The organism is Micromonospora jinlongensis, from assembly GCF_013410645.1.
GTDB classification, from domain to species: domain Bacteria; phylum Actinomycetota; class Actinomycetes; order Mycobacteriales; family Micromonosporaceae; genus Micromonospora; species Micromonospora zamorensis.
Genome location: NZ_JACCHK010000001.1, coordinates 926,698 through 940,013, shown reverse-complemented (window position 1 = coordinate 940,013; position 13,316 = coordinate 926,698). Strand labels below are relative to the sequence as shown.

The window sequence follows — 13,316 nt, the reverse complement described above, 5'->3', positions numbered from 1 at the left end:
CGTCCTTTCGGTCCGAGTGACGAAGCCGATCTTCGCACCCGTCCCGACCACCCGCATGCGGGACAGTGCCGAACGCGGTACGGGCACCCGCGCGACCACCTTGCGGGTCATCATGAGCGGGTGAGCGACCCCGCGATCGACATTGACCGGCCTCAGCGACCGGCTCCGACGTCACCGCCGGGCGCACCATCGGAGCGTGGCGCGCGAGGGCGCGGCCCGTGGCTGGTGGCCGCCGCGACCACTGTGACGCTGCTGCTGCTCGCCGGCCGGTACGGCTATCACCGCGACGAGCTGTACTTCCTGCTCGCCGGCCGACACCTCGACTGGGGCTACGTCGACCAGGGTCCGCTGGTCCCGGCGCTCGCTCGACTGCTCGACACGATCGCCCCGGGCAACCTGGTGGTGCTGCGGACGCCGTCGGCGCTGCTGGCCGGCGGCGCGGTGCTGCTGGTCGCCGCCATCGCCCGGGAGCTGGGCGGTGGCCGTGGCGCACAGACCCTCGCGGCGGTGCTCGCCGCGCTGTCCGGCATCGTGCTCGCCAGCGGTCACCTGCTCAGCACCACCACCGTCGACCTGCTGGTGTGGCTGGCCGCCGTGTGGTGTGCGGTGCGGTTGCTGCGCACCGGCGACAGCCGCTGGGCGCTCGGCATCGGTCTGGCGCTCGGGGTGGGCATGCTCAGCAAGCTTCTGCCGGCGTTGCTGGCCGTGGGCCTGATCGCCGGGGTGCTCATCGCCGGGCCACGTCGGCTGCTGCGTGACCGGTGGGTGCTCGCCGCCGGCGGGGTCGCCGTGCTGCTGGCCGCCCCGAACCTCATCTGGCAGGCGGCACACGGCTTTCCGCAGCTCGGCGTGGCGGCCTCCATCTCCGACGGGGACAGCTCCTACAGCGGTCGGGTCGACGCGTTCACCCTTCAGTTCGTCATCATCAGCCCGTACGCCGTGCCGATCTGGATCGCGGGCCTCGTCGCGCTGCTGCGCCGACCGGAGTGGCGGGCGTACCGGGCGGTGGGCTGGGCCTGGCTGGTGGTGGTCGGCATCGTGCTGATCGCCGGCGGCAAGGGTTACTACGACGCGCCGCTGCTGCTGGTCCTCACCGCCGCCGGTGTGCTGGTCACCGTCGCGTGGGCGTCGCGCGGGTCGATCCGGCTGCGTCGAGGGCTGCTCGTGCTGGGTGTGGTGCCGTTCCTCCTGCCCAACATCGTGCTGCTGCTGCCGGTGCTGCCGGCCGAGCGGCTGCCCGGGTTCGTGATCGACGTCAACTACGACGCCGGCGAGACGATCGGCTGGCCGGCGTTCACGGACTCGGTCGCCGCCGTCCACAGTGGCCTGTCACCCGAGGAGCGCTCACTGGCGGTCATTGTGACCGGCAACTACGGCGAGGCCGGTGCGGTGGCCCGTTACGGTCCGGCCCGTGGTCTTCCGCGCGCGTACTCCGGGCACAACAGCATGGCCGACTTCGGTCGGCCACCTGCCGACGCGGACGTGGTCATCGCCGTCGGCTGGGAACGGCCCGACCCGTTGAACGCCTGGTTCGAGACGTGCACGCTCGCCGGGCGGGTGGACCAGCGGGTCGAGGTGGAGAACGACGAGAACGGCGGCCCGATCCACGTGTGCCGGGGGCTGCGGCGTCCGTGGGCGCAGATCTGGGACACCGAGGTACGCCACACCGGCTGACCGTGGTCAGCCGGTGCGGTCGCCGGTGAGCCAGGTGTGGATGCCGGCCAGTGCCTCGGGGCCGGAGGCGGTGTCGACGTCGCGGGCCAGATCAGCGATCGTGACAGCGGCGAGCGCTTGGCGCCACGCGTCCTCGGCTGCCCACATGGCACGGGCGACCGGGCACGGCGTGGTGCAGGAGTCGGCCGGTGTCGCGAACGGGCCGCGCTGGCGGATCTCCGTGCACACGAAACTGGGCCCCGGGCCGTCGACGGCCCGCACCACGTCGAGCAGGGTGATGCTCTCCGGCGCGCGGGTAAGGACGTAACCGCCCGACTTGCCCTGAACAGAGTGGATCAGGTCGGCGCGGGCGAGCGACTGGAGCTGCTTGGCGAGGTAGCTGCTGGAGACATCGTGCAGCTCCGCCAGTTTGGCCGCCGGGACGGGGGTGCTGCTGGTCGTGAGGACCACGCAGCAGTGCAGCGCCCACTCGACCCCGCCGGACATCTTCATGACCTCACCCTAGCCAACCCCGGATACCCGGACTCGCAATGTCCGAGTATTGTTCTCGGACAGGGAAGGTCCGAGTTTGGCTCGAGCCAGGAAGCCGGACAGACGACCACATTTCACAGGAAGGTGCATGAGCATGAAGATCGCCGTACTGGGTGGGACCGGCCTCATCGGGTCGCAGGTCGTCAAGATCTTGCAGACCGCCGGGCATGAGGCGGTGCCGCACTCGCTGTCCACCGGGGTGGACCTCCTCACCGGGCAGGGCCTGGCCGAGGCGCTCACCGGCGCCGAGGTCGTCGTCAACCTGACCAACTCGCCGACCTTCGACGACGCCTCCCCCGCCTTCTTCCAGACGACCATGGACAACCTCCTGGCCGCGGCCGAGCGTGCGGGCGTCGGTCACGCGGTGGTGCTCTCCATCGTCGGCGTGGACCAGGTGCCCGACCTGGCCTACTACCGCGCCAAGACCCTCCAGGAGGACATCCTCAAGGCCGGTCCCCTTCCGTACTCGATCGTCCGCGCCACCCAGTTCTTCGAGTTCGTCGACTCGATCCTCTCCTGGACCGCCGACGAGACCACCGTTCGCCTGCCCAGTGCTCCGCTACAGCCCATTGCCGCGGCCGACGTCGCGCAGGCGGTCGCCGACGTCAGCATGGGCGCGCCCCTCAAGGGCATCCGCAACGTCGCCGGCCCCGAGGTCTTCGCCCTCGACGAGTTGGGGCGCATCACCCTCGCCGCCCGTGGTGACCAGCGCACCGTCACCACCGACGACACCGCCGGCATGTTCGCCGCCGCCCCCAACGACGTCCTCGTCGCCCCCGACGGCGCCGTCATCGCGCCCACCGCCTACCGGGAGTGGCTGGGCCGCCAGGGCTGAGACGACCGACCCGCACGCACGTCGCCGTGGCAGTCGATCACCACGGCGACGTGCGGGTACGGGATTGCCACTCGTGGTCCAGGATCGCGAAGACGAGCTGGTCAGCCCACTCCCCCGCGAACAGGTAGCTCGCGACGTGGCGCGCCTCGCGACGCATGCCGAGCCGGGCCATCAGACGGGCGGAGGCGGCGTTGCGCCCGTGACACCGACCATAGATCCGGTGCAGCCCGAACTCGGTGAAACCCCAGTCCACCAACGCCGAAGCGGCTTCCGTCGCCAACCCACGGCCCCCATGGTCGGGGTTGAACACAAAACCGATCTCACCCGTACGGTCGAGCTGGCTGCGCCACACCAACTCCACGGTCCCGATCACCCCCGCGTCACCGACCGCTGCCAACGCCAGGCAGTCGCCCTCCGCGCGCAGCGCGTCCTCGCCCGCCATGGCGAGCACCGACGCCCGCGACTGCTCACGGGTACGCGGCTCGGCACCGAGCATCCAGCGAACGACGTCGGGTCGACGCTGGTACGCGTACACGTCATCGAGGTCATCGATGGTGAACGGACGCAGGGTGAGCCGCGCGGTGCGGATCGGATAGGCCGGCCGGAACATCAGGCGAACTCCCGCATCGTCTGCGCGCGGCCGTCACCGTGGGCGTCGGCTCCCCTTGCGGCTCCGGGACCGGGGCGGCGCGGGAGCAGCAACGGGCTGGCGAGGATCAGCAGTCCCGCGACCAGGATGGCCGTGCGAGGGCTGGTGACGGCGGCGAACAGTCCGCCGAGCGCGCTGAGGACCGCGATGGTGGCGCTGCTGCCGATCGACCAGGCCGTCAGAGTGCGGACCACGCGGTCTCGGGGCGTGTGCTCCAGGCGGTAGGTGGCGAGAACCGGGTTGTACAGGCTCATGCTGATGATGATCGCAAGTTCGACGGCGATCACCGTGGCGAGCCCGACGACACCGGGCTGGACGACGGCGAGGCCGACCAGCCAGATCGCGCGCAACGTGCCCACGGTGCGGATGATCCGGTGTTGGCCGTACCTCGCGACGACCCGGCTGGCCAGGCGTGAGCCGACGAGCCCGCCGACGCAGGGCACGGCGAAAGCGAGCCCGTACTGCCAGGGTGGGAACCCGAGTTCGCCCAGCAGGAGCACGGCCAGCAGTGGCTCGGTGGCCATGATCAGCCCGCTGACGAGCAGCTGGTTGAGGTAGAGCGCCCGCAGGCCACTGTGGGTCAGGAGGTGTCGCCAGCCGTCGAGCACCTCGCCAGCCCGCACCCGACGACCGCCACCGCGCCGGGGGTGTTCCTCCCGCCCGCCGATCGCCGTGATCCCCAGCGCGGAGAGCAGGTAACTAACGGCATCGGCCACGATGGTGGCGACCGGCCCGAACAGGCCGACCGCCGCGCCGCCCAGCGGTGGCCCGAGTGCGATGGCGCTCCAGGTCGTCGACTCGAACCTCGCGTTGGCCACGAGCAGGTCGTCCGGCCGGACGAGGGCCTTGAGGTACGCGCCGCTGGCCGCGCCGAAAGCGATCTTGGCGGTGGCGACGACGGCCGAGACGACCAACAACTGCGCGAAACCGAGCCGGCCGAGCGCGTACGCGATCGGGATCGTCAGCAACACCACGAACCGGGCCAGATCCATTCCGACCATCACCGGCCGCTTGCGGCGGAACTCCACCCACGGCCCGAGCGGCAACGCGACCAGCGCGCCCACCGCCGGCCCCACCGCCGACAGCGCGGACACCTCGGCGGGGCTGGCGTCCAACACCAGCACGGCGATCAGCGGTAGGGCACCGAAGCCGAACCCGGAACCGTAGGCGCTGACCGCGTACGCCGCCCACAACCACCGGAACCGCCGACCCAGGGATCGTCTCGCCGCCACACCCCACACCCCCGCTTCCAACAACCCGCCGTTGACCGGTGCGATCAAAGCAAGGGCGCAGAGGCCAGATCAAACAACCGAACCAGCGGTGAGCCACAACCAGATGTTGTGGAAGTAGGGTTCCTGGCGTGGACCTCGATGCCGTACGCACCTTCGTCGCCGCCGCCGACGCCGGCCAGTTCCAGGACGCCGCCACCCCGCTGTCGATCACCCAGCAGGCCGTGTCCAAGCGCATCGCCGCCCTGGAAAAGGATCTTCAGGTACGACTGTTCAACCGCACCGCTCGCGGCGCTCAGCTCACGATCGACGGCCAGACCTTCCTGCCCCACGCCCGGGAACTGCTGCGCGTCGAGGCGCGCGCCGACGCCTCCGTACGCCCCGGCCGGCGCGCCCTGCGCGTGGATGTGCACAGTCGACGCATCGCGCCAGCGGTGCTGTTACAGGACTTCCACCGTGCGCACCCCCGCATCGAGCTGGATGTCGTCACCCTCGACGCCGATGTCCACGCCGCGATGGCCGCCGTCGAGGCGGGCGCTGTCGACGCCACCTTCCACGCCGTACCCATCCCGGCGCGCCACCTGCCCGACGGGATCAGGACCGCCCGCGTGATCGACGAACACCACGAACTTCTCGTCGGGCCACGCCACGCCCTCGCCCACGCCCGCACCGTCACGCCCGCGCAGCTCGCCGCGCACCGCATCTGGATGCCCGGTATGGCCCCCGGCACCGAATGGGCGGACTACTACGACGAACTCGCCGCCGCGTTCGGCCTCACCATCGACCTGGTCGGGCCGGTCTTCGGCAACGAGGCACTGTTGGCCGAGATCGCCGACTCCGCGGAACTGGCGACGTTCGCCGGCGAACGCACCCGGTACCTGTGGCCGGACAGCTACGACCTGCGGCGCATACCGGTACGCGGGCCGGCGCCGATCTATCCGATGTCGCTGATCTGGCGCGACGACAACCCGCATCCCGCGCTCGCCACACTTCGTGACCACCTGGACTCCCGGCGGGTGCGGAGCCCCGACACAGAGGTCTGGTTACCGACCTGGGTGTCGTGATCGGCGATCAGTGCCGCAGGAGGCCGGTCGTCTGGATCGTCTCCACGTGCCCGGTCAGCGGCGCGCTGCGGTGCAGCTCAAGCCCGATGTCGACGACGACGGAGCGCTCCAGGGTCGAGACCTGCGCCATGGGTGTCCACTGCGCCAGGTCGGTCGTGCCGCGCGTCTCGGATCGAAGCTCACCGGCAACGATCCGGGCCCGGTAGAAGATGGCCAGCATGTGCAGCTCGACAACATCCCTGTCGGTGCGCTCCACATTCCTCGTACGCGAGTTCACACCGAGCAGCTGCTCGACCTGGGCCTCGTACCCCGTCTCCTCAGTCACCTCCCGCACGACGGCGTCGAACGGATCCTCGGCGTGCTCGACCCCGCCGCCGGGCAACGTCCAGTGCCGCCGAGCCCCGTCGGGCGAAACCCAACGGGCGAGCAGCAGGTCCTCATCCCGTAGGCACACCGCGTACGCGGCGACCCGGAGCCGTTGCGTGATCACAGCGACCAGGATGTCGCAGTCTCGGGGGAAGCGCTGCCCTCGAACGGGTTGAACGGTTCTGTCAGAACGATTCTCCTGGGATTTCGGCGAGCAGTTGGAAACGCCGGAGCGGCTCCCACCGGATGGGGACCGTCAGGCGCTGACCTAGCCTGGTGACGTGCTGTCGCAGCTGAAGGGCCTGTCCCGACACTTCACGGAGGAGACCCTGCGCGCGTACCTCCTCGACCGATCGGTCCGCCGAGACGACGGCTGCCTGATCGTGCGCGGTTACGGGAGCCAGCGGGGCGTCTACCAGAAGGTCGCCGGGCGGGCCTGGGCGCACATCACGGCCTACGTTGTCTTCGTCGGCGCCTACGACCCCGGGTTGGACGTGCACCACCTCTGTGGAGTGCCGGACTGCATCGAACCCACTCACCTGCAGCAGGTGGCCCACGCCGAGAACTGCCGCAGTCGCACCCAGCAACCGCGCTGCCGCAACGGGCACGAGCGAGAGATCGATCCCACGAGTGGCCGGTACCGCAAGGTTTGTCGCGCGTGCAACAGCGAGGCCCAGAGAAGGTGGCGGGTGCGCCAGGCCGCAGAGGTCGCCGCAGCCCGGGCCGCTTACGGGCGCCAGGTGGGCTGAATCCCTCCCGGCAACCCGCTGAGTGAGCACGTGAGCTGGGCATCGTGTCTGTCCTGGCCCAGCGAAGGCGGGTCGTAGGCCGGTCTGCCGTGAGTCGCGCGGCGGGGTCAACGAAACATCGTGTAGAGGGTCAGCGCTGCCAGCGACGGCGCATCGACGATTTCGCCGGACAGCACCATGGCACGGATCTGCTCGTCGGTGAACGACCGGTGCACCATGTCCTGCTCGGTCGCCTCTCGGTCCGGCTCTCCCTCGGTCAACCCGGAGGCCAGGTAGACGTCGAAGCCCTGGGTGGAAAAGCCGTACGACTCGTAAAGGTGCCCGAGATGGATGACCGTCTCCGCACGCAATCCGGTCTCCTCGGCCAACTCCTGACGAGCCAGCGCGGAGGCGCCGCCCCTGACCCCGTGTCCCCAACTGCCCTGAGGGAACTCCCAGGCTCGCCGACCAACTGGGTAGCGGAACTGCTCGACCAGCCAGAAGCCCTCAGCCCAGCGGGGCAGGACCAGTGCCGAGTCCGGCTTCTCCACCACCCCGTAAATGCCAGTCGAGCCGTCTGGCCGGCGAACGCGATCCTCCCGGACGGTCATCCAGGCATTGGTGTAGACGATCCGACTATCCAAGCGCTCCATCGCAGGATGCTCGCAGATCAACTGCATCGGTCGAAAACTGGTCCCCAAGCCGCGCCCAGTTGGTCCGCCGCCGCCAACTCACTGGGACTCCGCTGCCCGGACCGGGACAGGACACGGGCTGTCCTGGGCTCTGTCGGCTGGGTTGTGACAGCGATGCGTCTCCGTGGATGACCTCTCGGATCATGAGGTGTTTCTTGCTTAAGGAGGCCAGCGTCGCGAAGGCGTTAGTCCTCAAGCGCCTGACCGCGTACCTCGGTTGTGCGTAGCGGGCGCACGTCGCGCGGGGGACGCTGCCCGCCACCGAGGAGGACCGTGACCGCTACGCCGATCAGGTCATCCGCCTGCTCACCGCCTCCGACGCCGGTCAGGAGCGGGTGGGCCCGTAGCGGGCATGTGGTGCCACGAGGCTTTCCCTGGTGACCGGTCCGTATGATCCGGCGATGATCAGCGAGCCGTTGCGCCCCGGCCCGGCGGCCACCGGGCGGCGACCGCCCAGCATCAGCGCCAGCGTGCTGCTGTTCGCGTTCTGGTGGGTGTACGTGCTTGCCGTTGACATCGCGCTCTTGGCCGAGGTCGGCGGCGCCGGGAACTGGCTCGCCCTGGGTGCCTGCACGGTGGCCGTCGGTGTCCTGCTCCGTGGCCTCCGGCGCGGGGGCCCGACCGCGTGGCGGGTGGCCCAGCGATTCGCCGTGGGCGTCGGGCTCGCTTTTCTCGGTGGTGCCGGGACGATGCTGCTGTTCGGGCCGCGCCTCGGGTCGCTGATCACGCCGCCGGTCGAACCCGTTGTCGTCGTGGGGATCCTGGGCGGGCTGCTGGCGGTGCTGGCCCTGCTCGTCAGCGGGCTGCTGCTCCGCACCGCTTCGGCCCGGGCCTGGTGCGGTCGCTGATCCTCATCGACCAGGATGGCGCCATGCACTCGATCTTCACCGGCCGGCTCCTGCTGCCCCTGCTGTCCCCGCTCCGGCGTACTGCCGCGGTCACCCTGGGGGACGGAACTCCGGTGGCGGTGCTGCGCCGGAAGTTCGTGTCCAAGCGGCACCAGTTCGACGTTCTTAATGCTGGAGCTACGACGCTGCTCGCCACCGGTGCCGCCACCAGCTTCGCGAACGACCATCACCGGCTGGTCGGACCGCGTTCCGAGGTCATCCTGGAATACCTGATCGACTATGCGGGTCGCCGGCGGGGGACGGTGACTCTGCCGGACGGCCGGATGTTCACGACCGACGGCGAGCGCAATGCCCAGCATTTCGCCATCACCGACCGGTCGGGTCGCCCGGTGGCCACGCTGGTGACCACGAGCAGTGCCTTGTCGATGCGGTCGGCGGACCTGGTGCTGGACGTCGGTGCGCCGGTGCTGACGCTGCTCGAAGCGATCGGCATGGCGCAGTGCCTGCTCACCGTGGTCAACTCCCGGCGGGGCGACGCGACCTGACCGGCAGTCGCCGCCGGCGACCTTCAGCCAACCCCAGGGGTACGGCGACGCGGCAACTGTGGCCTGAGGACTCGGAGCCCGTCCGTTCATACGCTGCTGGCACCACCGGTTGTGCGGGACTGAGCCACCAGCTCGTCATACCGCCTTCGCCAGTTACGCAGAGCTTGTGCCAGATAGGCGGAGCCAGGGGCATCTCACTGGACGGAACACCATCCTGTCCCATTACGCACAAGAACTGTCATTATGATGTGTGTCCACTATGCCCCTTACGCGGGGATCATTTATCGGATTATCATTACCGGCAAACCGATAAATGACGCGAGAGGTTGGCGAGTTCTCAAACGACGTGCGAGCGCGATCCGATCAGATGTCGCGCATCGTCAGGCGGGCGCGCGCCGCAGCATGAGATGCCCTTGGGGCCTTGGCGTCACTCTTGCCGGGGCCGTGCGTCATGTTGGCGGTTCAGCGACGCGAGGATGATCGCCTGGGTCGCGCGTACGGTCGCCTCGAAGGCTGCCGGATCACGGCCGATCCGTTCCGCTCCCGCGCGCATCACTCCGGACAACAACTCCACCGTGAGCTGTACGTCTCCTACATCTCGGAACTCCCCGGAGGTCACTCCGTCCCGGACCACGTTCTCAACCTCGGACACGATCGCGTTGAATGGATTGCCCGGACCCTTCGGCATCGCCGCGACCAGCGCGCCCGCTCCGGGCCGGAACATCATCTGCAACGTCTGATCCGTCGACTCCTCCAGGAACGCCAAGATGATCTCCTGCATCCGCTGTACCGCTGGCGTCTCGGCGCGTCCGGCGATCGCCGCCACCCGCTCCACCGCCGGCCGGCTGGCCCGTTCGGTCAAGGCCAGGACCAATGTCCCCTTGTCGCGCGCGTAGTTGTAGAGCGTGTTGCGCGCCAGGCCTGCCCGCACGGCGATGTGCCCCATGTTGATCGAGTCGTAGTCCTGTTCGAGCAGCAGCTCCCGCAAGGCACGGGCGAGGTCAGCCCACACCATCGCGTGATGCTCTTCGATGTTCGACCCCCGGATTCGCGGCATCCGATGATCCTCTCCCCCGGGCTGTCGCGCTGGTCAGGCAGGGTAGTGGCGGCGCAGATTGGCGGCGACGATCCGGTCGAGCATGCGGTCGGACAGGATCCGGGTCAGACGGGTGATCACTGCGGCGTCCCAGCCGATCGCGTAGCGGGTACGTGGCCGGCGCGCCGTCACCGCCTTCGCGATCATCTTCGCGGCGGCGTCGGCGGTCAATCCCGATGACGTCCCCGAGGTCATCAGCGCGTTGTTGGCCTCGACCAGCCGGCCGTAGCGCTTCTGCTGGTCCGGTGTCATGCCGGCGGCGAGCCGGTTGGCTGTGGCCACCCCGCGGGTGGCCATCTCGGTGCGCACTCCGCCGGGCTCGAGCACGATCACCTGTACGCCCATCGCCTGCACTTCGCGGCGCAGCGCATCACTGACCGCCTCCAGAGCGAACTTCGCCCCCGCGTAGGCGCCATAGGTCGGCATCGCCGCTTTCCCGCCGATGGAACTGATGTTGAGCACCCGCCCTCGGTTGCTCAGCAACGCCGGCAGCAGCGCCTGGGTGACCGCGACGTGACCGAACAGATTGACCTCGAACACGTGCCGCCATTGCTCCATCGGCAACGCCTCGACAGGCCCGTTCACCTGGATCCCCGCGTTGTTGACAAGCGCGTGCAGCATGCGGGGATCTTCCGCCACCCGCGCGGCGAGCCTCACGACATGCCCAGCGTCGGTGATGTCCAGGATCACCGGCTCCACCCCGTCCGCCCAGATCGCGTCGGCGTCGCGCTGCCGCCGCACTCCCGCCAGCACGTAGAAACCCTGCCGCGCCAGCTCGCGCGCCGCTGCGGCCCCCATCCCCGTGGAAGCCCCGGTCACTACCACCAGTCGCTGTTCGCGCTCCACCACGCCACCCTCCGATTTTCCGACGACCTGTCGCAAAGATTACGACAGGTCGTCTTAAAGACCAAGTGCGCGAAGTCCCGGAGCGTCAGTCAGTCGCGCCCTTGCCATCTGGTGATGCAGGCCTCGTTGCCTTCGGCGTCGGCCAGTACCCAGAAGGACGGAGCGTGTGCTTCGCAGACGAGGACGCCGCCGGCGCCGAGGGCCGCAACGACATCTGGCCCACGCCCCGGTCAGGGCCGGAGCCAGCGATCGAACCAGGCGCGGGTCCGCCGCAGGACGTCGAGCTGGTGGTTGCGTTCCCGGATCGAGTGGCCCTCTCTCGGGTAGATCACGAACTCGTGCTCGACGTCGAAGTGGCGCAGCGCCCGGTGGAGGTACACGGCCTGCCCGAGGGGAACGTTGGTGTCCTCGGCGCCGTGCAGGATGAGCACCGGAGTGCGGATGTGGCTGGCGAAGGAGATCGGGCTGACCGCGTCATGGGGGTGTGGGCCGATGCCGGACCAGCCGGTGCTGCCCCCGAGCGCGGCTTCGAACTGGCCGTTCTCCCCGGTCGCGGCGAGCATGCCCCAGTCGACGACGCCGGCACCGACCAGCGCGGCGCGGAAGCGGTCGGTCTGGCCGACGGCCCAGGCGGACATGAAGCCGCCGTGACTCCAACCAGCGATGCCCAGCCGGTCGGGGTCGGCGATGCCCTGAGCGATGAGCAGGTCGATGCCGGTCAGGATGTCGGTCCACTCCTGCTGTCCGACCCGACCGGCGACGCTGGCGGCGAACTGGTGGCCATGACCCTGGCCGCCGCGCGGGTTGGGTAGGAACACCGCGTAGCCGGCGGCGGCCAGCCACTGCGCGCTGGGGAACCAGAACAACTGGCACCGATCGGCGTAGCGATCGTAGGGGCCTCCGTGCACGATCGTGACCAGCGGGAACGGGCCTTCCGACGCGGTCCTTCCGACCGGCAGCACGAGCAAGCCGTCCAGGTCGAGGCCGTCGGCGGCGCGGTAGGCCAGCGGTTGTTGCGTGCCGAGTGTGATGCCGTCCAGGCTCGGGCGGGTGTTGGTGATTCTTCGCAGCGGCCCGGTCGACGGACCGATGTGAAGGTTCGGGGGTTGATAGCGGGCGCCGGTGACCGCGGCGATATCTGTGCCGGTAGGAGTGGTGGTGACGTTGTCGAGGCGTCCGGGGTGATGCGACAGGGTGGTGAGGTCGACGGGGTCGAGCCGGGCCAGTGTGGTGTTCAGGCCGTCGGCGAACACCACCAGCGGGGCGGCGTTGGTCTGGCAGAGCTTGGTGGGGCACATCGAGAGACCAGCTGTCCGGTTGCGCAGGACGCGGCTGTCCACGGCAAGGTCGAACACGGCGGTGCCGGCCTGCAGCACCGGTGGGGTGAGCGCGACGTAACCGAGGTGCCAACCGTCCTCGCCCGGCCACCAGGCCAGAGATCGTGCGTCGGCCGCGACCGGCCCAAGGTTCTCCGCACTCCCGGTCGTGGGGTCGAACAGGTGCAGGTGGCCGGTGCGCGGGCCGTGGTCGTTGTCGGCGCTGGCCCAGGTGAGCACGGCCAGTGGGCCGCCGTCGGGACGTTGGCACAGTTCCACGACGTGCCGGTCCCCGAACACACCCGGGGTGGTGACCCGGCCGGTGCGCAGGTCGAGCATCCGCAACCGGGCACGCGGTTCGCGCTCGCCGACGACGATGGCGTCGTCTCGGTCCCGGGCGCGGCGCTCGTCCTGCTCGGTGGGTTCGTCCTCCGCGAGCAGAGCGACCAGGTGGGTGTCGCTGAGCGGCAGGTGGTCGATGACGCCGGCTCGCCAGCTGGTCACCGTGGTCACCGTGCCGTCGGCGGGAGTGAGCCTGTGCAGCTGCGGCGTACCGCGGTCGGCGCGGTCGGACAGGAAGAACAGCGTCTCGGAGTCGGCCGACCAGCGCGGCCGGGACTCGGTAGCGGTGTCGGCGGTCGCCCGGCGCGGCGCGACGGCGTCATCGGTGTCGGCGAGCCAGAGTTCGGTGTCGAGGTGGTCACCCGTCCGGCTGATGGGAGCGAGGACGTAGCAGAGCAGGCGCCCGTTCGGGGCCAGCGCCGGGGTCTGCGGGGCACAACCGTCGACCACGACCTCGGCGGTCAGACCTGTCATGCGATCAGTCTGCCAGCATCCACAGAACAAGATGCGATCGATCCGGCGCGGGATCGATGCGCTGGCGGGTTCTCATCGGAA

14 protein-coding genes are annotated in these 13,316 nt (G+C 69.6%); 6 read left to right on the top strand and 8 right to left on the bottom strand.

What is annotated here, in order from left to right; genetic code table 11:
- The first annotated feature begins 120 nt into the window (after positions 1 to 120).
- Positions 121 to 1,674: a glycosyltransferase family 39 protein gene (locus tag HNR22_RS03800; protein ID WP_179779095.1), complete on the top strand. Its 1,554-nt coding sequence runs from the start codon at positions 121 to 123 to the stop codon at positions 1,672 to 1,674.
- 6 nt (positions 1,675 to 1,680) lie between these two features.
- Here the strand turns inward: HNR22_RS03800 and HNR22_RS03795 are convergent, their stop codons facing one another.
- Positions 1,681 to 2,166 carry an RrF2 family transcriptional regulator gene (locus HNR22_RS03795; protein ID WP_179779094.1) on the bottom strand — a complete coding sequence of 162 codons (486 nt, stop codon included), beginning with the start codon at positions 2,164 to 2,166 and terminating at the stop codon, positions 1,681 to 1,683.
- Between the two features lie 127 nt (positions 2,167 to 2,293).
- Here HNR22_RS03795 and HNR22_RS03790 point away from each other — a divergent pair, with 127 nt between their 5' ends.
- Positions 2,294 to 3,040, top strand: coding sequence for an SDR family oxidoreductase (locus tag HNR22_RS03790; protein ID WP_246380656.1), 747 nt, complete (start codon positions 2,294 to 2,296; stop codon positions 3,038 to 3,040).
- A 37-nt stretch (positions 3,041 to 3,077) separates the two neighbouring features.
- Here HNR22_RS03790 and HNR22_RS03785 read toward each other — a convergent pair whose 3' ends face one another.
- Positions 3,078 to 3,650 (bottom strand): GNAT family N-acetyltransferase, encoded by a 573-nt coding sequence (locus tag HNR22_RS03785; protein WP_179779093.1) that lies wholly within the window; start codon positions 3,648 to 3,650, stop codon positions 3,078 to 3,080.
- Positions 3,650 to 4,921 (bottom strand): MFS transporter, encoded by a 1,272-nt coding sequence (locus tag HNR22_RS03780; protein ID WP_343059666.1) that lies wholly within the window; start codon positions 4,919 to 4,921, stop codon positions 3,650 to 3,652. Before HNR22_RS03780 ends, HNR22_RS03785 begins: the two co-directional genes overlap by 1 nt.
- A 128-nt stretch (positions 4,922 to 5,049) precedes the next feature.
- Between HNR22_RS03780 and HNR22_RS31160 the strand changes: the two genes are divergently transcribed.
- A complete protein-coding gene (locus tag HNR22_RS31160) occupies positions 5,050 to 5,982 on the top strand; it encodes a LysR family transcriptional regulator (protein WP_179779092.1) in 933 nt (310 codons plus the stop codon).
- A 7-nt stretch (positions 5,983 to 5,989) separates the two neighbouring features.
- Here the strand turns inward: HNR22_RS31160 and HNR22_RS03770 are convergent, their stop codons facing one another.
- Complete coding sequence (locus tag HNR22_RS03770; protein ID WP_218906169.1) at positions 5,990 to 6,472, bottom strand: NUDIX hydrolase; 483 nt, start codon at positions 6,470 to 6,472, stop codon at positions 5,990 to 5,992.
- Positions 6,473 to 6,629: 157 nt separating this feature from the next.
- Here HNR22_RS03770 and HNR22_RS03765 point away from each other — a divergent pair, with 157 nt between their 5' ends.
- Entirely contained in the window at positions 6,630 to 7,097 is a 468-nt protein-coding gene (locus tag HNR22_RS03765) for an HNH endonuclease (RefSeq protein WP_179779091.1), read from the top strand.
- A gap of 107 nt (positions 7,098 to 7,204) precedes the next feature.
- On the opposite strand, the gene HNR22_RS03760 is transcribed toward HNR22_RS03765, so the two are convergent.
- Positions 7,205 to 7,729 (bottom strand): NUDIX domain-containing protein, encoded by a 525-nt coding sequence (locus HNR22_RS03760; protein WP_179779090.1) that lies wholly within the window; start codon positions 7,727 to 7,729, stop codon positions 7,205 to 7,207.
- Between the two features lie 440 nt (positions 7,730 to 8,169).
- Here HNR22_RS03760 and HNR22_RS03755 point away from each other — a divergent pair, with 440 nt between their 5' ends.
- Positions 8,170 to 8,616, top strand: coding sequence for a hypothetical protein (locus HNR22_RS03755; RefSeq protein ID WP_179779089.1), 447 nt, complete (start codon positions 8,170 to 8,172; stop codon positions 8,614 to 8,616).
- 23 nt (positions 8,617 to 8,639) lie between these two features.
- Positions 8,640 to 9,161, top strand: a complete 522-nt coding sequence (locus tag HNR22_RS03750; RefSeq protein WP_179779088.1) for a hypothetical protein — start codon at positions 8,640 to 8,642, stop codon at positions 9,159 to 9,161.
- A 427-nt stretch (positions 9,162 to 9,588) separates the two neighbouring features.
- Here HNR22_RS03750 and HNR22_RS03745 read toward each other — a convergent pair whose 3' ends face one another.
- From HNR22_RS03745 to HNR22_RS03735, 3 genes are all read right to left on the bottom strand, one after another.
- Complete coding sequence (locus tag HNR22_RS03745) at positions 9,589 to 10,218, bottom strand: TetR/AcrR family transcriptional regulator (RefSeq protein ID WP_179779087.1); 630 nt, start codon at positions 10,216 to 10,218, stop codon at positions 9,589 to 9,591.
- A 33-nt stretch (positions 10,219 to 10,251) separates the two neighbouring features.
- The gene (locus HNR22_RS03740) at positions 10,252 to 11,103 is read right to left on the bottom strand and encodes an SDR family NAD(P)-dependent oxidoreductase (protein ID WP_218906165.1); all 852 of its coding nucleotides are present in this window, start codon (positions 11,101 to 11,103) and stop codon (positions 10,252 to 10,254) included.
- A 230-nt stretch (positions 11,104 to 11,333) separates the two neighbouring features.
- Positions 11,334 to 13,235 (bottom strand): S9 family peptidase, encoded by a 1,902-nt coding sequence (locus tag HNR22_RS03735; protein WP_179779086.1) that lies wholly within the window; start codon positions 13,233 to 13,235, stop codon positions 11,334 to 11,336.
- Between the last annotated feature and the right edge of the window lie 81 nt (positions 13,236 to 13,316).

Bases quoted from the DNA above. Each gene is read 5' to 3' on its own strand.
- HNR22_RS03745 (WP_179779087.1), bottom strand. From the start codon at position 10,218: ATGCCGCGAATCCGGGGGTCGAACATCGAAGAGCATCACGCGATGGTG.
- HNR22_RS03750 (WP_179779088.1), top strand. From the start codon at position 8,640: ATGCACTCGATCTTCACCGGCCGGCTCCTGCTGCCCCTGCTGTCCCCG.
- HNR22_RS03785 (WP_179779093.1), bottom strand. From the start codon at position 3,650: ATGTTCCGGCCGGCCTATCCGATCCGCACCGCGCGGCTCACCCTGCGT.
- HNR22_RS03795 (WP_179779094.1), bottom strand. From the start codon at position 2,166: ATGAAGATGTCCGGCGGGGTCGAGTGGGCGCTGCACTGCTGCGTGGTC.
- HNR22_RS03755 (WP_179779089.1), top strand. From the start codon at position 8,170: ATGATCAGCGAGCCGTTGCGCCCCGGCCCGGCGGCCACCGGGCGGCGA.
- HNR22_RS03735 (WP_179779086.1), bottom strand. From the start codon at position 13,235: ATGACAGGTCTGACCGCCGAGGTCGTGGTCGACGGTTGTGCCCCGCAG.
- HNR22_RS03760 (WP_179779090.1), bottom strand. From the start codon at position 7,729: ATGGAGCGCTTGGATAGTCGGATCGTCTACACCAATGCCTGGATGACC.
- HNR22_RS03790 (WP_246380656.1), top strand. From the start codon at position 2,294: ATGAGCATGAAGATCGCCGTACTGGGTGGGACCGGCCTCATCGGGTCG.